The sequence below is a fragment of the Sphingobacterium siyangense genome (genome assembly GCF_007830445.1).
Lineage (GTDB): Bacteria > Bacteroidota > Bacteroidia > Sphingobacteriales > Sphingobacteriaceae > Sphingobacterium > Sphingobacterium siyangense.
In genome coordinates this window covers 93,431-112,600 of sequence record NZ_VLKR01000013.1, presented here as the reverse complement: position 1 = coordinate 112,600, position 19,170 = coordinate 93,431, and the positions used below count along the sequence as shown (strand labels likewise).

The window sequence follows — 19,170 nt, the reverse complement described above, 5'->3', positions numbered from 1 at the left end:
AAATATACTAAGCAAGATCAGCAGTGATCAAGCGTAAAAATTCGGATCTTGTCACATCATTTTGGAATGCTCCAGTAAATGCAGAGGTAGTCGTTACGGAATTCTGTTTCTGAACTCCACGCATCGCCATACACATGTGCTTGCATTCCATAACCACAGCTACACCACGAGCGCCTAAAGTTTCTTGAATACAATCTCTGATCTCATTGGTGAGACGTTCCTGAACCTGCAGACGACGCGCAAAAATATCAACGACACGTGGTATCTTGCTTAAACCTACAATATGGCCATTTGGAATATATGCAATATGGGCTTTACCAAAGAAAGGTAACATATGGTGCTCACAAAGAGAATATACTTCAATATCCTTAACGACGACCATTTGACTATAGTCTTCCTCAAACATAGCACCACGTAATACCTCCGCAGCATCGATATCATAGCCATGTGTCAGAAATTGCAGTGCCTTTGCAACACGTTCTGGTGTTTTCACTAAACCTTCGCGTTTTGGATCTTCCCCCAGACATTCCAATATATCTGTATAATGAGCAGCGATGCGATCTACCTTTTCAGTATTGTATTTGTCGATCTTAATATATCCATCCAACTCTTCGTTGTCAAATGAGTGTTGACTCATAGTTTCTACTATTTAAATGTATTAAAGATTAATCGCCAAAATATTCGACGTAATTATTTTCTGTTTCATGCAAACGGACACTATGCAAGATCACACCCTGTTCATCAAACAGCGGTTTTAAGATCTTAAATATTTCGATTGCGATATTCTCCGTAGAAGCCATGACTCCTTTCATAAAATCAACATCTAAATTGAAATTACGGTGATCGACTTTGTCTATGATACTACGGTTGATTATTTCTTTCATGATCTTTAAATCGATCAAAAAACCAGTCTCCGGGTTGACTTTTCCTTTAACTGTTACATAAAGATCATAATTATGTCCATGCCAATTTGGATTGGAGCAAAGACCAAATACCTGCTCATTCTGCTCCTTACTCCAGTCTTCACGATAGAGCTTGTGCGCAGCACAGAAACGTTCACGACGAGTTATAAATACCATAATAATACAAAGATAAGGCTTTAAGTGCAATTAAAACATCTCAATTTAAGGAATGCCGTCAGAATATAGTAATATAATGAAGTGCTTTCTCTTTTGTTGAACAAACAGACAAAAATCTAAGCACTTTATCCTTATTCATAACCCGCTTTCAAGAATGATTTGATATAAAATTTTGTAGCAGAGTGTAAATACTCCCTGTTTAAAAAGAACGACAACGAATGCTGATTTTTAAGGCCAATTTTCTTCTACCTTTAGTTAGGGTTTACTTAGGGTTTAGTTAGGGTTAGTTTAGGTTTTATATAGCTTTTACCTAAAGTACCCCTAACTAAACCCTAAACTAAGAGTATATAAAATCTAAACTAATTCAAGCGATTATATCGATCGATTAGCATTGTTTCCAATAACATCAGGACAAAAACTAAACAGTTCGTACAGCTTTATAAAAGTGGAGATCGTAGCAAAAAAGGAGTTGGCCTTATTAACATCAAGCTCGCGTTTCTAAGCAGGACGCATTGCAAGAACGATGTTTTTATACTAAAAAGAGTTCTGCTTGCAAGATAATTTGTAATTTTCAATCCAAAACGAGCTTGTCATGCAAATATTAATTATTGCGGCTACTTCATTTGAATTACAGCCTTTTCTGGAAGTGGTATCAAATTACGATCAATGCGATACCCTAGTAACTGGTGTAGGCATGGTTGCCACAGCATTTGAGCTGGGAAGAATGCTACACGAAAAAAAATATGATCTCCTTATTAATGTCGGGATAGGAGGATGTTTGGATCGTACGATTGAAATAGGCTCGGTTATTCAGGTCGTTTCAGAGTCATTTGTTGAACTAGGTGCGGAAGACGGTCATAATTTTATTCCAATAGATCAATTGGGCTATGGGAGGTCTACATTTACCTCGTGTTTACTGAATGACAAGGAGCTTAGGCTTCCTTTTCTACAACAGGGGGAAGGAATTACCGTAAACAAAGTCCATGGTAGCACAGAAAGTATCGAAAAAATTAAAAAACTGCATCCCAATAGTCTTGTTGAAAGTATGGAAGGAGCTGCCGTTTTCTATGCCGCCGATAAAATGACAATTCCCGTGATTGAGATTCGCGGTATTTCAAATTACGTGGAAAGAAGGAACCGTGCCACGTGGAACATTCCGTTAGCGATAATGAATAGTAATAAGGCACTTATAAAAACATTGGAATATCTGAACAACTTATATTCAAAAATTTAATACAAAAGTCATTTACTTATTAAAAAATGACATAAAACTATAGAATTAGCGGGTTCAAATCTTCAAAATATCAATTTTAAATAGTAGATTTGTAATCTAAAAATTGACACTATTTTACAACTGATGAGAGAAATACAATTCAGAGAAGCACTTCGTGAAGCAATGAACGAAGAAATGCGTAAAGACGACAAAATATTTTTATTAGGAGAAGAAGTTGCTGAGTATAACGGAGCTTACAAAGTAAGTCAGGGTATGCTTGATGAATTCGGTGCAAAGCGTATCATTGATACACCTATTGCGGAACTTGGTTTTGCTGGTATTGCTGTTGGTGCTGCAATGAATGGTTTGAAGCCAATTGTTGAATTCATGACATTCAACTTCTCACTTGTTGCAATTGACCAAGTAATCAATGCGGCAGCTAAAATTCACTCGATGAGTGGTGGACAGTTCTCTATTCCGATGGTCTTCCGTGGTCCTACAGGAAATGCGGGTCAGCTTGCAGCACAACACTCTCAAAACTTTGAGAACTGGTTTGCAAATACACCAGGTTTAAAAGTTGTGGTTCCTTCGAACCCATATGAAGCTAAAGGTTTATTGAAATCAGCTATTATCGATCCAGATCCTGTTATCTTCATGGAATCTGAGGTAATGTATGGTGATAAAGGACAAGTTCCTGAAGAAGAATATTACTTGGAAATCGGAAAAGCTAATATTATCCAAGAAGGTACAGATGTAACTGTTGTGTCTTTTGGTAAAATGCTTCCTCGCGTTGTCATTCCTGCAGTTGAAGAATTGAAGAAAGAAGGTATCAGCGTTGAATTAATTGACTTGCGTTCGGTACGTCCTATTGATTACCCTACAATCATCGCGTCTGTTAAGAAAACAAACCGTTTGGTAATCGTGGAAGAAGCATGGCCATTGGCGTCTATTTCGACGGATTTAGCATTCAATGTACAACGTAACGCATTTGATTATTTAGATGCCCCTGTTATCCGCGTAAATTGTGCAGATGTACCTCTTCCTTATGCTCCAACATTGATCGAAGCTGCTTTACCTAGCGTTGAGAAAGTTGTTAAAGCTGTGAAAGAAGTATCTTATATCAAGAAGTAATACGAATTACATTCTTAAAAAATTAAAATCCCTTTTACCCTGTAAAAGGGATTTTTTTTTATATTTAAGCTGGCCGATTGTTGCTTATTAAAAAAATTAAAATTCCATATATGAAAAAATTAAGAATTGCCTCTTTGATGGCCGTATTTGTATTTCTAGTGATATCTGCTTCCGCACAAAAGAAATACACACTACGTGTAAATCCCGATTCGGGGAAAAAAATATCGCAAAACCTTGTGATGACAATGGATATTGACGCTGCTGGCCAAAAAATGGTTACAGACCTTAATATGGGCTTTGATATCACCAATACAACGAAAAAAGACAATATCTTCGCGTTTGACCTTAAATATACCGGAATAAACATGAAAATGAATATGGCGGGAATGGACATGTCCTACGACTCGAAAAACCCCGAAGCCAATGAGTTTTCCAAACAGATGCATGCTACCTTAGGCAAATTGCTAGAAAATAGCATTAGCTTTAATGTTGATCAACTTGGCAAATCTTCTGACATCAAGTTACCTGAGGGTATTAACATGCCGTTTGATAAAAGTATGTTCGAAAATATAAGTACAGTATTACCTGAACAGCCTGTTAAAATCGGTGACTCATGGACATCCAAAACGGAATCTGATGATTCAGGCATTTCGGTGGAGAGCACAATGACTTTAATAGAAGCAAATGAGCTAGGCTATAAAGTAAATGTTGAAGGAAAAATGTTCGGCCCGGATGCAAATCAGGTAGGCAACGTACAGGGGTTCTATGTCCTGGATAAAAACACCTGCCTTACCAAGATAACAGAAATGACAAGTGCCGTGGATATGCCTGAAGCAAAAATAAAGACCACATTAAAAAGTCAATAAACGACTATAGCAAAAAAAATAGGGGCCAATAGGCCCCTATTTTTTTGTTATATATCAAATTTATGCGTTGATCTCTTCTTTGTATTGATCAGCAGATAACAAAGCATCTACATCAGCAACATTGTTCAATTTAATACGAACAATCCAACCTTCACCATAAGGATCAGAATTGACCAATTCAGGAGATGCATCAATAGCTTCATTAACCGATAAAATCGTAGCTGATACAGGTAAAAATAGATCAGAAACTGTTTTTACAGCTTCAATTGTACCGAAAACTTCATTAGCGGCAACTTCCTCACCTACAGTGTTTATGTCAACAAAAACGATGTCACCCAATTCACGTTGAGCGAAATCGGTAATCCCTACAACTGCTTCATCACCTTCAACACGAATCCATTCGTGATCTTTGGTGTATTTCAATTCTGCTGGAAAATTCATTGTATTTAATTTTTTGATTTTTAATGCCGTGAAGTTACAAAATATCTTTAATTGTCAAAAATGATATTCATCATAACATTTTTGTGTTTATTTTTAAGCTATGAATCCTCAAATCGAAAGACTTTACCAAATTTCACAAAAGAAAGAACGTCGTATTATTGGCCTGATGTCCGGAACGTCCCTGGATGGTCTTGATATCGCAGTATGCCGCATAGAAAATGCAGGTAAAACAACAAAAATACAGCTAGAGAATTTTGCTACAATGGATTATGAGGATGATTTTAGAGCACGAGTCCGTGAAGTCTTTGCAAAACGAAATATCGACCAACAATTATTTTCGGGACTCAATGCTTATATTGGAGTCACACATGCCAAATTAATCAATACAGCATTACAACAGTGGAATATACCAAGCAGCGAGATTGATTGTATAGCCAGCCATGGGCAAACCGTATACCATGCTCCCCAATCATTGACCAAAGACCGTAATTGGCCCAATAGTACCTTACAGATCGGCGATGGAGATCATATTGCCGTAAATACCGGCATCATAACCCTCTCTGACTTTAGACAGAAACATGTTGCTGCGGGAGGGGAAGGGGCACCTTTGGCGGCGTATGGCGACTATCTACTTTTCTCGCATGCAACAGAGAATCGATTCTTACTGAATATTGGCGGTATTTCTAATTTCACATTTATCCCAAGCCATCAAACAAAATTGAAAGCCTATGCAACAGATCTCGGTCCAGGCAATACAATGATGAACCAATACATGAAGGCTAATTTTAATCAGGAGATGGATAGAGATGCCTATATGGCCAAAAAGGGACAAGTAAATGATGCGCTATTGAATCAATTATTAACCGAAGAATTTCTAACACTGCCCTTTCCAAAAACCACCGGGCCAGAACTATTTAATCTCGCTTATCTCGAAAAGGCGCAAGAGCGTTCGAAAACAACTCATATTCCACATGAAAACGTCATGGCAACCCTCAATCGCTTTGCGGCTCTTGCGATGGTCAACGGCATCCGAAAGCAGTCAGAAGGACTATCTGATGTGGCTGTATATATAAGTGGTGGTGGACTGCACAATCCATTGCTGTTTGATTACATCAAAAGGAGCTTACCTACCTGTAAAGTTGAAAGCTTTGCAACATTAGGTATCAATCCAGATGCAAAAGAGGCCGTCCTATTTGCTTTGTTAGCAAATGAAACTTTGGTAGGCAACAAATCCAATGTAGCGCAAATTAAAGATTCGCCCGCTGTCTGCATGGGCAAAATCAGCTTACCGGAATAATTAGTCCGTATCGATGGCTTCTTGTAAAAACTCTTTAAAAGGAAGCATACTTTTATAGGAAGCCACGATATTATCTAACGCATTTTTTGCAGATAAATCCTTAATAGTTAAAGATCTATCCAACACAAAACTTTTCAATTTGATAAAGTCAATAAAAGGATTATCCTCACTATAGCCCGCAGGGGCACGCTTCAGTAAATCTTCTTTGAAAAGTGCAATATTACCGCCTGTCAATACTGTTTTTAAAATTTCATCCAATTTATTACCGCTGTAATCAATTTCTTGTCTTATTGCCTCTAAATGTTGCTTTTCTGGACGCCAATACCCACAGGCAATAAATGAATTTTCTGCTCCAATATGAATATAGTACTCTGGTCCCTGCAACTTTCTTCCATCAACTGAAATTCCTGCCCCAAACCAACTTTTATAAGGTGTTTTATCATTTGAAAAGCGTGTATCACGGTAAATCCGAAACAAACATTTACTTGCCTGTATGGAAGTATTGATCTTAGGGTCAAACTCGCTCAAAGCGGCAATTAAATCTGTCAAAAAACTTCTCACATCAGCCAATGCCGCTTCATATTTAGCTCTGTTATCGGCAAACCATTCCCGAGAATTATTGGCTTTCAATTCCGTTAAAAAATCAAATGTAGATTTTTGAATGTGACTCATAATACAATCAATTGATTAAAATTAAGAAAACATAGACCATAGGTGCCGCTAATAACAACCCATCAAATCTATCTAAAAAACCACCATGTCCGGGCAATATATTTCCGGAATCTTTTACGTGCAAGCTACGCTTTAACATCGACTCAACTAAGTCTCCCAATGTTCCAACAATACTGATAATAGCCGCTATACTTACCCATTGCCAGAGCGGTAGATAACCAAAATACTTCTCTAGATTCACTGCAGCAACAATTGCCAAAATCAATCCACCGAAAAAACCTTCCCATGTTTTCTTTGGTGAGATTCGTTCGAATAGTTTACGTTTCCCGAAGCTTCGTCCAGCGAGATATGCCCCTGTATCGTTTGTCCACAATAAGATCAAAAAACCTAAGGGCAGCACATGGTTAAAAGTACCTTGCATAAACCCTAATTTGGAAAATAGGAAAAAAGGTAATGTAACATAAGCTATTCCCAAAAAAGTATAGGCAATATCATTAAAAGGAAAAGCTCTCTTCTGAAAAAGTGAAATAATATAAGTCGCACTTATAAACGGAATAATCAGTGCTAAAAATTTTACCGCAAGCAGATCCATCGAAATTAAGGATCCCAAAACAAACAGTACCAAGGCCAGGGCGATACCAATCACTTTATTTGGAGCGCGTTCTTCGGATGAAACTATTCCATAGAATTCATAAAGACACCATGTACTTAGCAAGGTAAAAAAGATGGAATAAACATAAGCTCCCAAAAGAGTAGCCGCTATCATAACAGCCACAAAGATTACTCCGGTTATTGCTCTTGTTTTCATAAACTAAAATCCCCTTCCGATTCCTCAATTAACCTTTCGGCTGCTTCGATAGATCCTTCGCTGACATAAAGTTCAATTTTCCCAAACAGATAAGAAGAATCTTGTTTATTCAACGCGACAGCGGGAATTCCATTCTCTTCCAACATTTGTTTGACTATCTCGGCTTGAATGGCATTTGTATATGTTTTAATTTTTTTCCAATCGTTCTCCATTGTTTTCTTTTTGCGTTGATCGATAAAATAAGAATACAAAAATAAGAGTAAAAATGAAGGCTACAAGATATATCCACCAAGATTGTAACTCAAATGCATTGAGTTCATCATAACTCTTTCCCTGTCTTACGTAATAAAATGCTCCAATTGTGGCTCCGGCATTATTGACAAAGTGCCCAAAGATGGGCAATATGATGTTCTTGCTCCATACATAAAGATAGCCAAAAAAAGCCCCCAATAACATGCGGGGAACAAAACCAAAAAATTGCAGGTGTATCGCACTGAAGATAATAGCAACGAGCCATATAACCACATGCTGATTGCTCAACCATCTGCCTATTATTTTTTGCAAAATACCACGAAATAACAATTCTTCACCTATGGCCGGAATCAAAGCTAGTACAACAATATTGTACAAAAAGCCGGCTATACTCGACTCCATAATGATGCCCTTAATTAAATCACCCGATTCCTTTTCACTGCGCTCCATCCAATGCTGCAACGATTGCATACTGTCGGGCAATTGTAAGGATTCATTCCAGTGACCGATAATACTCATCAAAGGCATAAAAGAAAGCATTGCCAAAAATATATAACCAAACTGCATTCCACTAGGCCATTTTTTCAGTTTAAAATAAGTAACGCCATGTCCTTCGCGTGTATTCATCAGATACGCCGGCACAACAAAAGATCCCAAACTGCTCATTAACAACATAAAGCGCATCTCATTGGCCGATCCATTCATTAATAACTCCAACGAGAAGACCTGCCTGGTGTATGTATAATAGCTTGCAATAATCAGAATAGCAATAATCTGCGAAAGAATGGTAAAACCGATAACCATTAAGATCAATCGTAACAAAGATTGAAACGGATGGGGTGTTTGTTCAGGAAACATAGCTATTAAATATCAGTTAAAGATAGCAATAAAAGCAAGATTTATTAAAATTGTCGCATTCATTTAAATTCTGCCGTATCGTTTGTACTAGCCGAATGGCAAAAGGCGATATCATCCAAATACAGTAAAAACTCCAACAGAGGTATTCGATCATCCCGAATATGAATACATTTGACACAGCATATATGATCAAAAAAAAGGCTTTGGAAAAATCCAAAGCCTTTTTTTAATATAGATTATCCTAATTCACTCGAATTGGGTCTGCAGGTTTCTGCAGATTTTTATACGGATATGTTTTCATTTCTTCCAACAATATTTTCACCGTTCTTTCAAGCTGTGGATCTCGGCCTTCCAAAAGATCTTTTGGTAATTGTTCGATAAATACATCAGGAGCGACCCCTTCATTTTCGATAATCCAATTTCCTTTTAGGTCATAAACACCGAAGTTTGGTGAAGTAATACGGCCTCCATCCAACAAAGGAGGGTAACCGCTTATGCCAACCAAAATCCCCATTGTTGTACGACCCACCAATTTGCCAAGTCCTTTAAAACGGAACATATAAGGCATCATATCCCCACCTGAGCCTGCATTTTCATTAATAATCATGGCTTTTGGTCCATAAATGCCATTTCCTGGAGTCGTAAATCCTTTTCCATCACGAATTCCCCAGCCAGCGATTAACTCGCGAGATAAGAGATCAATCACGTAATCGGCAACCCAACCACCACCGTTGTTCCTTTCGTCCATTAGAAGAGCCTTTTTATCCATCTGAGCGAAGTAATACCGATTGAAATAGGTATACCCTTCAGGACCGGTATTCGGCATGTACACATAAGCTATTTGCCCATTGCTCAATTCATTTACTTTTTTACGGTTCCTTTCGACCCATTCCATGTTACGCAAGTTCATTTCATCACTAAACGAGATCGGTTTAACGATTACTTCTCGTGCGCCTACCAAAGAAGGTTTTGAATTGACCTTCAACGTAACTTGTTTACCAACAGTGTTGTCGAATAGACTATAAATATCCTTATCTTCAGTCAATTCAGTACCATTAACTGCAACAATATAATCTCCTTCTTTTATGTTTAATCCCGGTTCAGCCAATGGGGCTTTGAACGATGGATTCCATTCAAGACGCGTAAACAATTTGGCGATCTGATAATAACCATTCTTTAGCGTATAATCTGCTCCCAACACACCAACTGAAACTGATGGCGTGGAAGGTTGATCTCCTGGATAGATATAATTGTGTCCCACGACCATTTCTCCCATCATTTCGTTCAATAAATAACCAAGATCAGAACGATGGTTTACAAAAGGTAAGAATTTTTCATATTTGGTTTTCATCGCTTTCCAGTCAGCACCATGCATATTTTCTACATAGAAATAGTCTTTTTGCATTGACCAAACTTCATTGAATACCTGTTTCCATTCGGCTGCGGGATCCACCAATTGCTGAATTCCACCTAACTTGACTTCTCCTGCAGTAGGAGAGGCTACTTTTTGCCCAGCTGTTACAATATTGAACCCATTTCCCGTTTGATATAACATTTTTTTACCATCAGCACTAATAACAAAACTACGTGCATTCTCCACTAAAGTTTTATTTTCAAGATCCTTAAAATCATATGCACCGATTGTTCCTCCACGTTGATAAGTCAATTGATTCGGAACCAAACCATTTAAATTCCAGTAAGGACCGGCTGGCAAAGGGAGGGCAACAATTCGATTCTCTATACGATCAAAGTCCACCTGAATAGATTTGTCAACCGGCTTGCTTGCAACTGACTCTTCCTTCTTATCCTTTTTCGGAGCTTTTTTATCATTCTCTTTTACACGTTCTTTTTTATTATTCTCTCCCTCTTCCTTTTTATCAGCTTTATCTTCACGGATTTGCTCATCATCACTATCGTTTTTAAAGAATGATGGTGTTTTGCTCGACAGGATAAAAGCATAGACTGCATAATCTACGTTACGCTGTACAGCGGACATATGTAAACCAGAATTTGTTAAACCTGTATTTGTACTCGCCGTAAAAAATAAATATTTACCATCTTGCGAAAATGCAGTACTGCGGGCAGAGCTCATACCATCCGTAATTTGCTGAGTTTTCTTTGTATCTAAGTTATACATGAACACAGCAGGTGCACCGTTTTCCAGTGTACGTATAAAGGATATCCATTTTGAATCTGGAGACCAACTTGGTTGGAAATGATTGGATACACGCCCGGTTTGACCACTTAATTTGTCGTCGGCAACTTTGACAACAGTCTTGGAAGCAATATCAATATAATACAGATTAAGATGCGCATCATTGTAAAAAAGCTTCTTTGAATCTGGTGACCAAGTAGGTTCAAAATAGAAATTGGTTTCCCCTAAATTAAAGTATAAGGGCTGATCTTTTCCGAACTGATCCATCAGTACCAACTGATAGGATCCATTTTTATCTGAGATATATGAAACCCATTTACCATTAGGAGACCAATCTGGAAAACGTTCATGCGAACCTGGTGAATTAGATAAATTTCGAGCTTCTCCTTTTTCCTTTGGTACCGTAAAGATCTCCCCACGTGCTTCAAATAACGCTCGCTGCCCCGTAGGAGATAATGTAGCATAACGTATATCGTCCTTGATATCTTTATAATAAGGTCTTTTGTACATGACATCTGTATTCACAGTGATGTGCAAAGGAGTAATTTTATTTCCGTTTAGATTCAGTGTATTCAATACTCCAGCATATTCAAAAATCAAGTCGTTACCATTCCCATTCAAGGAACGTACATCATAATCTTTGAAATCTGTTAGTTTTTCAACCTTTTTAGTTTTGGTGTCGTAGCTAAAAATATTGACAATTTTATCGCGGTCAGATAGGAAATAAACCTTCGTTCCCAACCATAATGGCTTAACATCATTACTTTTAACATTCGGAATAGTCTCGATTTCTTTTGTTTTGGTATCAAAGATCCAAATGGTTGGCATACCACCACCCCGGTAACGCTTAAAGGCTACTCGATCTCTTTCAGTAGGGTCAGTATTCTTGATGTAAGCCCAATAACGACCATCGGCAGAAGGGCTTCCCTGAGTAGCCTCAGGCATAATGAGCGCCTTGTCCATTCCCGACATTTGAATATTGGAACTGTATAATCGTGGACTTAAAGCATAGGTGAAATCACGAGATGTAGTATAATATACTTCATCATTATTGAGCCATCCGCGCAATACGTCCGAAGAGGGATGATAAGTGATACGTTTTGGCTCTCCACCCGTTACAGGGATTACATATACGTCTGTATTTCCATCATAATTTCCTGTGAATGCTACTTTCTTGCCGTCTGGAGAAAACATTGGATTCTGTTCCACCCCTGGATTTGTTGTAAGGCGTCTCGGATTAGCTCCGTTTTTGTCGGCAATCCAAATATCTCCACCATACACAAAAGCGATATTGTTGGCGCTGATACTTGGGTTTCGAAGTAATAGGGTTTCTTGCGCTTTTGTTTGCAGAAAGGATGTCCCGAGCAAAAAGGCAGCAAATAGCTTGAAATGAGTTTTATTCATAAACGTTTAAAGGTTAAATTTACCACACACAAAACTACACTTTTGTAAAGTGGACCTAGTTAGTATATCCACAAAGTTGCATAAAAAATATGACAAAAAAAAAGTCCCGCTTTCAGCAGGACTTTTCTTTAGCTATTGAAGATTAGAAACCGTATTCTTGTTCGATTTCTAACACAATTCCTTCATCGACCAAAACGCGACCACAGTGCTCACAAATGATGATTTTCTTACGTTGACGTATTTCTGATTGCATTTGAGCAGGAATCTTATTATGACATCCTGAACAGCTATCGCGATCAATCGAAACAACAGCAAGTCCGTTTTTGAACGAGTTACGTAAACGGTAATATACCTTTACTAAGCGTTCTTCGATATTAGCCTCGGCCTCAGCAGCTTTAGCCAATAATGCATCTTCTTCCTTTTGAGTTTCAGAAGTAATTGTTTCCAATTCTTTCTTTTTTCCCTCAAGCTCGTTTTTGCTATACTCAAGATTACCTACAGTAGTATCGTAGTTTTCTGTCTTGTTGCGAATTTCGAATTCTGCTTCTTTAATTCTTTTTTCACAAACCTGAATCTCAAGACCTTGAATTTCGATTTCTTTCGAAATAGCGTCGTATTCACGATTATTTTTTACCTCATTTAACTGCGACTCATATTTTTTGATAGCAGCTTGGGCATCCTTAATCATGTTTTTACGCTTAACGATCGAATCTTCTAAATCGTCTAAGTCTATTCTGATCTTCTCAATACGAGTTTCTAAACCCGCAATCTCATCTTCAAGATCTGCAACTTCCATAGGCAATTCACCACGAACTTGGCGAATTTTGTCTATTTTAGTATGTATGGCTTGTAAAAGCCATAATGCTTTCAATTTTTGTTCTACGGTTTGTTCCATCAACTGTAGTATTTTATAGGATTTGTATCTATTTCTGTTGTTAAGGTTGCAAAGTTAGGAAATTTTTTCGTAATAATGTCGTACAATAATTCTTGCGTAAATTGTTCGCTCTCAAAATGTCCCGTATCTGCAATCACTATTTCACCTTCAGCATCAAAAAATTCATGATATTTATAGTCTGCTGTAACAAAAAAATCAGCGCCAGAACGTTTGGCTGCACCAAGTAAAAATCCACCCGAGCCACCACAGACAGCTACACGACTAACTTTTTTATCTAATAAGGCTGTATGACGAATGACATTCAACCTCAGTTTGTCCTTAAGATAAGCTAAAAATTCCAATTCAGCCATTGGTTCAGCCAAATTTCCAATCATTCCAGCACCAATTTCAGTGGCCGTATTTTGAATATCAAACAAATCATAAGCTACTTCCTCATAGGGATGAGCTTCATAGAGTGCTAAAAGTAACTTCCTTTCATTAGATTTCAGGTAGATAACCTCAATTCGTGTTTCCTCTACACGCTCTTGAACATCAATCTCTCCAATGGTAGGATCGGCCCCTTTTAAAGGTCTAAAACTACCATAACCTGCCGTATTAAAACTACATTGATCATAGTGCTTTCCGATTTTACCTGCACCCGCATCAAACAATGCCTGTCGGACATCTTCAACGTGACTCCTTGGTACAAAAGCGACCATTTTTCGCAATACATCTGTTTTAGATTCCAGTATAGCCTGATTTTCTAATCCCAATTTATCGGCAATTTTCGTATTCACTCCACCGGTAACATTGTCGAGATTTGTATGAATGGCATATAATGCAACTTTATGTTCAATTGCTTTAATAACCGTACGCTCCACATAATTTTTTCCATTAAATTTTTTTAGGCCCTTGAACACAATAGGATGATGCGAAATAATTAAATTACATCCTTTATCAATGGCCTCTTTTACAACAGCTTCAGTGCAGTCCAAAGAAATGAGCACTTTTGTAATCTCTCTATTGGCATCGCCCACAATAAGCCCAGCATTATCATAAGACTCCTGCAAATCTAAAGGAGCCAATTGCTCCAAATAATCAATGACTTCTTTAATTTTCATGGTCTACAATTACCTCCTTTTCTCTAAATTTATTATGTTCTTCTAAAATTCTTCTATTCGCGTTAATGTCAAACCAATAATTAGCCAATGTCACAAAATGCATAATGATCAGTACACCGGAAATGGAAAGCGGGAGTGGAATATTTGTGGCCAAGTAAATCCATGCATATAGCGATCCTTTCTTAAACGTAGGATTTTCTTCCACAGCTATTTTTCGATCATAAAATTCATTGATCAAAGAATCCCTTAGACGCGACGCAACCTGAAAATTCCAATAAATATTAACCAGCGGAATGGCAACTAACCAAGATTGATTAGGCGTCATTAATCTATTTTCTTTGGCTACCAATTTTAAGGTCTTTCGAATTGTATTTGCAAATAAAAGCCATACAATAATACGTATAGCCACAATACCCATAGCGGTATAAATTACTTCAGGCTTACTTAACTCTTTTATTAATTCCTCTTGCGTCATTGAACTATTTATTGCTTATTTATTATTCCTGTTCCAACAAATCTACTAATTCTTTCAACTTTTTTATTTGTGGATTATGATCTCCAACAAATTCAATTGTTTTAAAACCCATGGTTTTAGCCTTCTTATAAAACGGGTAAAAATCATCTTCTTCAATTGCTGTATCATCCATATAAGTCAAAATGTATGTACTTGGGATCTTAAGTCGTTTCGGATTTTTTAAATTAATCTTATCTGTCATTGTTTTTAGCGGGTGGGGGACATCTCTAGGAAACCTCTTAACGTCCTTCACCCAGAAAGGAAAAATATAACCATCCTTTTCTAATCTTAGCAGTCCATTTGCTGCAGTAGATTTCCCCATTAAGTTTATTACAGATTGTTGATCCTCCGGAAGTATAGCATCCAAGTAAACCAATTTACGTATTCTATCCGGAAGACTGTCGGCCACAGCCGTAATTACCATACCACCATAACTATGTCCCACCAGTATAATATCATGAAGATCCTCAAACAGGATCGTATTCACAACATCATTAACGTGAGTTTGCAATCGAATAGAGGTATCTGCTAAATGATAACGCTCGCCCAAGCCTGTTAGTGTAGGGCGGTAAACCGCATTTCCTTTCTTCGCTAACTCAACTGCAGTATTTTTAAACTGCCAAGCACCACCCCAAGCTCCATGGACGATCACATACGTAGAAGACTGCGCAGAAACATCTTTACCGAATCCAACTAATGAAAAGAAAAATATAATAAACAGTAATTTACAGTAATTCATTGTGTTATATATTAAAACATCCTCGACACTTCACAAAATCTGTTCAGAAACTGTATAGATAAGCCAGTTTACATTTTTATTTAAAAATTAGATGTGACTACTCACTCACTTTAATAAAACATGATTCAATCGAATAAAAACAGCTTTTAGCTTCTCAACTAAACTTCATCAAGGAAGATAGGGTAGGGGGGAGCTATAAAAACATCATGCATAAAGTAAAAAAATAGTAGGCTTTTTATGATAATCATACGATCGTTTTCTCCACTCACCAATCGTCAAACTTTGGATATTTTCATCGGCTGCAGTTACATTTGATGCAACACAGAGTAAGCTGGAAGGTTTACATATTTTTAGTAGATCAGCCAAAAGCTGATTATTTCTAAATGGAGTTTCAATAAAAATCTGAGTCTGCTTTTCGCGTGCTGATTGTTGTTCGAGATCTTTAATTTCCTTAGCTCGATCAATTTTATCGATAGGTAAATACCCATGAAAAGCAAATTTCTGACCGCTAAATCCAGAAGCCATAAGCGCTAGTAAAATAGAGCTTGGTCCAACAAGAGGAACTACTTTAATACCCAATTGATGTGCCCGTGCTACAATAGAAGCTCCAGGGTCAGCAACACCAGGACATCCTGCCTCAGACATTAAACCAACATTTTTGCCCTGTTTCAAGCCTCCCAAAAAGTCGTTTATATTTCCCTTATCCCGCGCATGTTTTCCATAATCATGAATTTTTAGTTCGCTCTGCGGAATCTTTAAACCTGCAAGTTTTAAAAACTTACGAGCCGTTTTTTCATTTTCTACAATATACTCGTCCAATGAATTGATTGTTTCCACTAAATATGCAGTAAACGATTGGAAAGCTGCGTCATCACTCAATGGAACAGGAATTAAATATAAGATACCATTTGCCATAATACAAACCTACTAATTAAGGTCCATTTGGCTATACTAATTTTAAACTTAGCATTATTTAACCTTTTAAAATGATTATAATTTCGATTTTTAAACTCATTATTAGTATTTTAGCGTAAATATTCATTGCAACAATAAACATCATTCAAATGATCACACAAATTACAGAAGGCGTAAAAATCTCGGTTGAAACCATCTATCAATCAGAGTATTCGAATCCGGACCGTGAACATTTCATGTTTGCTTATCATATCAGCATAGAAAATCTCAGCGATTACACGGTTCAATTGATAAGTCGCTATTGGAAAATCTTTGACGCAAAAGGAGACTATAGGGAGGTATCTGGAGAAGGGGTAGTAGGCGAACAACCTATTATAGAACCTGGCCAGACTCATCAGTATACCTCAGGTTGCAATCTCAATAGCGAATTCGGATTCATGGAAGGATATTACAATATGATCCGAACACTGGACAACGGCAGCTTTCAAGTTGAAATACCACGTTTCAATCTGATAGCTGATTACGCATTGAATTAATTTTATCAAGGCAGTATCATTATTGCCAATTAATCAAATAACGATGCTTTTTTCGCATCGAATAAGAAACTATTTCTTTATTTTTGCGAGCATTCCAAATGAACATGCCAACCTCGGGATATACTAATTTTACCCGATGGTAAATGCTAGCATTTGATCGTATGCCACCCGATAGATTAAATTAGTCAACAATCAAAACGATTATTGATTCAATATATAAATAACTGATAATCAATAGATATATAAATAAAGTATTGATTATCAACACGATATAAACTACCTAGAGAAGAAACCTCCTGGTAGTGTTTTGGCGTGTAAATTGACTGAATATAATTTAGGGTGATATAACGTGAGTATTTTAGCTACAGAACAAGTAAGCCATTCCTTCCATGATCGATGGCTTTTTAAAGATTTACATTTCGGTCTCCAGAAGGGAGAACGTGTGGCCTTGGTCGGAATCAATGGCACAGGTAAATCAACCTTACTCGCTATTTTAGCAGAGCGAATCTTACCAACCTCAGGAAAAGTTGTAAAAGAAAAAGGTATAAAAATTGGTTTCTTAGAACAGGATCCTGATTTCACAGGATTAAAATCAATCAACGATTTTATTTATAGTACAGACAACGATCAACAACGTCTTATCCGTGAGTACGAGGAGCTGTTATTGGAAACTGATATCGATCAGAAAAAATTAGAAGATCTTACAGAAAAAATAAGTTCATTGAATGCCTGGGAGTATGAACATAATATTAAGACGATTCTTAATCGTTTAAACATTATGGATTTCCATCAAGATATCAAAAGTTTATCAGGAGGCCAACGAAAACGCCTTGCGCTAGCCAAGCTTTTGATAGACGATCCGGATATTTATATATTAGATGAACCCACCAACCATTTGGATATAGAGACTATTGAATGGCTAGAAAAACTACTAACAACAGGTAGCAAAACCGTTCTTTTAGTAACGCACGATCGCTACTTCTTGGATAATATCTGTACTGAGATTCGAGAGCTGGATAGGGGCAATCTCTTTACCTATAAAGGTAACTATTCTTATTTTCTAGAAAAGAAGTCCGAACGCGAAACTATTGATGCGGTTATGGTTGAGAAAAGCAGAAATCTACTTCGCCGTGAATTGGAGTGGATGCGTCGTCAACCACAGGCACGTGGTACCAAATCCAAATCACGTATTGAAGCATACTATGACTTGGAAGAAAAATCTAAAGCAATTAAAGGAAACGACTCGGTACAACTCAGTGTAAAAGTAAGCAGACAGGGTTCAAAAATACTCGAACTAGAACATGTTGCCAAACGTTATGGAGCAAAGGAAATCATACATGATTTTTCATACACCTTTAAAAAAGGTGATCGTATTGGTCTAGCTGGAAAAAATGGTACTGGAAAATCAACCTTTCTTAATTTAATCACGGGAGAAGAAAAACCTGATACAGGGTCTATAGCAGTAGGGGAAACCACAGTATATGGCTACTATAAACAGGGAGGTTTGGAAGTAAATGAAAACGATCGAGTATTAGATGTTGTAAAAAATATAGCAGACTATATTGAAATGGCAAATGGGGAAGTAATCACAGCTTCACAGCTGCTAACCCACTTTTTATTTCCTCCTGAAAAACAATTTGGTTTCGTTAACAAATTAAGTGGAGGGGAGAAAAAAAGACTTCAATTAATGCGTGTTTTAATGAAGAATCCAAATTTCTTAATCCTGGATGAACCATCCAATGATTTGGACATTGATACATTAAACGTGCTGGAAGATTTTCTTGACAACTACAAAGGAGTACTCATATTAGTATCACACGACAGGTATCTATTAGATAAATTGACGGATCAACTTTTCATTTTTGAAGGAAAGGGGATCGTGCAGATATACAATGGAAATTATGCCGACTTTAAACTTGAACAGGAAGAAATTCAAAAATTAGAAAAGGAAAAACAAAAAAGGATAAGCCAAGAACAGGTAAAGCCAATTGTAAAAGAGGAAAAGAAAAAACTCTCGTACAAGGAACAATTGGAATATAACAAACTAGAAGAAGAAATCGAGAAACTGGAAACACAAGTAGCATTAAAAACGGAGGAACTAAACCAGGTAACAGATCATCTAAAACTTTCTTCCTTAGCGGAAGAAATTCAATCTATCCAAAAACAGATAGACGATAAATCCGAAAGATGGTTATATCTTGCTGATTTTATGTAAAATTTCACCAGAGGTTTCACGTGGAACACAAAGAAAACGTAAATTTACAAAGAAATAAAAATACCACGTTTCACGTGGAA

Annotated in this window: 19 protein-coding genes; 6 read left to right on the top strand and 13 right to left on the bottom strand. The window is 37.1% G+C overall.

The window, feature by feature from the left end:
• Positions 1–7: 7 nt before the first annotated feature.
• Together folE and IQ31_RS13235 are read right to left on the bottom strand one after the other, a co-directional pair.
• The gene (folE, locus tag IQ31_RS13240) at positions 8–637 is read right to left on the bottom strand and encodes a GTP cyclohydrolase I FolE (protein WP_046673193.1); all 630 of its coding nucleotides are present in this window, start codon (positions 635–637) and stop codon (positions 8–10) included.
• A gap of 28 nt (positions 638–665) precedes the next feature.
• Positions 666–1,079: a 6-pyruvoyl trahydropterin synthase family protein gene (locus IQ31_RS13235; protein ID WP_070562714.1), complete on the bottom strand. Its 414-nt coding sequence runs from the start codon at positions 1,077–1,079 to the stop codon at positions 666–668.
• Between the two features lie 592 nt (positions 1,080–1,671).
• Between IQ31_RS13235 and mqnB the strand changes: the two genes are divergently transcribed.
• The 3 genes from mqnB (at position 1,672) to IQ31_RS13220 (ending at position 4,289) form a co-directional block, all read left to right on the top strand.
• Positions 1,672–2,313 carry a futalosine hydrolase gene (mqnB, locus tag IQ31_RS13230; RefSeq protein WP_145328263.1) on the top strand — a complete coding sequence of 214 codons (642 nt, stop codon included), beginning with the start codon at positions 1,672–1,674 and terminating at the stop codon, positions 2,311–2,313.
• 123 nt (positions 2,314–2,436) lie between these two features.
• Entirely contained in the window at positions 2,437–3,423 is a 987-nt protein-coding gene (locus IQ31_RS13225) for a pyruvate dehydrogenase complex E1 component subunit beta (protein WP_046673190.1), read from the top strand.
• Between the two features lie 110 nt (positions 3,424–3,533).
• Positions 3,534–4,289, top strand: a complete 756-nt coding sequence (locus IQ31_RS13220) for a DUF6263 family protein (protein WP_088163385.1) — start codon at positions 3,534–3,536, stop codon at positions 4,287–4,289.
• 60 nt (positions 4,290–4,349) lie between these two features.
• Here IQ31_RS13220 and gcvH read toward each other — a convergent pair whose 3' ends face one another.
• Positions 4,350–4,730 (bottom strand): glycine cleavage system protein GcvH, encoded by a 381-nt coding sequence (gcvH, locus tag IQ31_RS13215; protein ID WP_075990412.1) that lies wholly within the window; start codon positions 4,728–4,730, stop codon positions 4,350–4,352.
• Between the two features lie 100 nt (positions 4,731–4,830).
• Here gcvH and IQ31_RS13210 point away from each other — a divergent pair, with 100 nt between their 5' ends.
• A complete protein-coding gene (locus tag IQ31_RS13210; protein ID WP_145328262.1) occupies positions 4,831–6,027 on the top strand; it encodes an anhydro-N-acetylmuramic acid kinase in 1,197 nt (398 codons plus the stop codon).
• Here IQ31_RS13210 and IQ31_RS13205 read toward each other — a convergent pair whose 3' ends face one another.
• From IQ31_RS13205 to IQ31_RS13160, 10 genes are all read right to left on the bottom strand, one after another.
• Complete coding sequence (locus tag IQ31_RS13205) at positions 6,028–6,699, bottom strand: DUF2461 domain-containing protein (RefSeq protein WP_145328261.1); 672 nt, start codon at positions 6,697–6,699, stop codon at positions 6,028–6,030.
• Between the two features lie 7 nt (positions 6,700–6,706).
• Entirely contained in the window at positions 6,707–7,507 is an 801-nt protein-coding gene (locus IQ31_RS13200; RefSeq protein ID WP_145328260.1) for a phosphatidate cytidylyltransferase, read from the bottom strand.
• The gene (locus IQ31_RS13195) at positions 7,504–7,719 is read right to left on the bottom strand and encodes a putative signal transducing protein (protein ID WP_083663420.1); all 216 of its coding nucleotides are present in this window, start codon (positions 7,717–7,719) and stop codon (positions 7,504–7,506) included. The genes IQ31_RS13200 and IQ31_RS13195 overlap by 4 nt, the downstream gene beginning before the upstream one ends.
• Positions 7,694–8,617 carry a CPBP family intramembrane glutamic endopeptidase gene (locus tag IQ31_RS13190; RefSeq protein WP_145328259.1) on the bottom strand — a complete coding sequence of 308 codons (924 nt, stop codon included), beginning with the start codon at positions 8,615–8,617 and terminating at the stop codon, positions 7,694–7,696. Before IQ31_RS13190 ends, IQ31_RS13195 begins: the two co-directional genes overlap by 26 nt.
• A gap of 241 nt (positions 8,618–8,858) precedes the next feature.
• Positions 8,859–12,176: a S41 family peptidase gene (locus tag IQ31_RS13185; RefSeq protein ID WP_088163390.1), complete on the bottom strand. Its 3,318-nt coding sequence runs from the start codon at positions 12,174–12,176 to the stop codon at positions 8,859–8,861.
• A 142-nt stretch (positions 12,177–12,318) separates the two neighbouring features.
• Complete coding sequence (locus IQ31_RS13180; RefSeq protein ID WP_046673181.1) at positions 12,319–13,071, bottom strand: zinc ribbon domain-containing protein; 753 nt, start codon at positions 13,069–13,071, stop codon at positions 12,319–12,321.
• Positions 13,071–14,171: a Nif3-like dinuclear metal center hexameric protein gene (locus tag IQ31_RS13175; RefSeq protein ID WP_145328258.1), complete on the bottom strand. Its 1,101-nt coding sequence runs from the start codon at positions 14,169–14,171 to the stop codon at positions 13,071–13,073. The genes IQ31_RS13180 and IQ31_RS13175 overlap by 1 nt, the downstream gene beginning before the upstream one ends.
• Positions 14,161–14,646, bottom strand: coding sequence for a hypothetical protein (locus IQ31_RS13170; RefSeq protein ID WP_145328257.1), 486 nt, complete (start codon positions 14,644–14,646; stop codon positions 14,161–14,163). The genes IQ31_RS13175 and IQ31_RS13170 overlap by 11 nt, the downstream gene beginning before the upstream one ends.
• A 22-nt stretch (positions 14,647–14,668) precedes the next feature.
• Complete coding sequence (locus tag IQ31_RS13165; RefSeq protein WP_145328256.1) at positions 14,669–15,424, bottom strand: alpha/beta hydrolase; 756 nt, start codon at positions 15,422–15,424, stop codon at positions 14,669–14,671.
• A gap of 204 nt (positions 15,425–15,628) precedes the next feature.
• Entirely contained in the window at positions 15,629–16,339 is a 711-nt protein-coding gene (locus IQ31_RS13160; RefSeq protein ID WP_145328255.1) for an SAM-dependent methyltransferase, read from the bottom strand.
• Between the two features lie 149 nt (positions 16,340–16,488).
• On the opposite strand from IQ31_RS13160, the gene apaG reads away from it, so the two are divergent.
• Both apaG and IQ31_RS13150 read left to right on the top strand, forming a co-directional pair.
• A complete protein-coding gene (gene apaG / locus IQ31_RS13155; RefSeq protein ID WP_046673176.1) occupies positions 16,489–16,875 on the top strand; it encodes a Co2+/Mg2+ efflux protein ApaG in 387 nt (128 codons plus the stop codon).
• 349 nt (positions 16,876–17,224) lie between these two features.
• Positions 17,225–19,090: an ABC-F family ATP-binding cassette domain-containing protein gene (locus IQ31_RS13150; RefSeq protein WP_145328254.1), complete on the top strand. Its 1,866-nt coding sequence runs from the start codon at positions 17,225–17,227 to the stop codon at positions 19,088–19,090.
• Positions 19,091–19,170 lie beyond the last annotated feature (80 nt).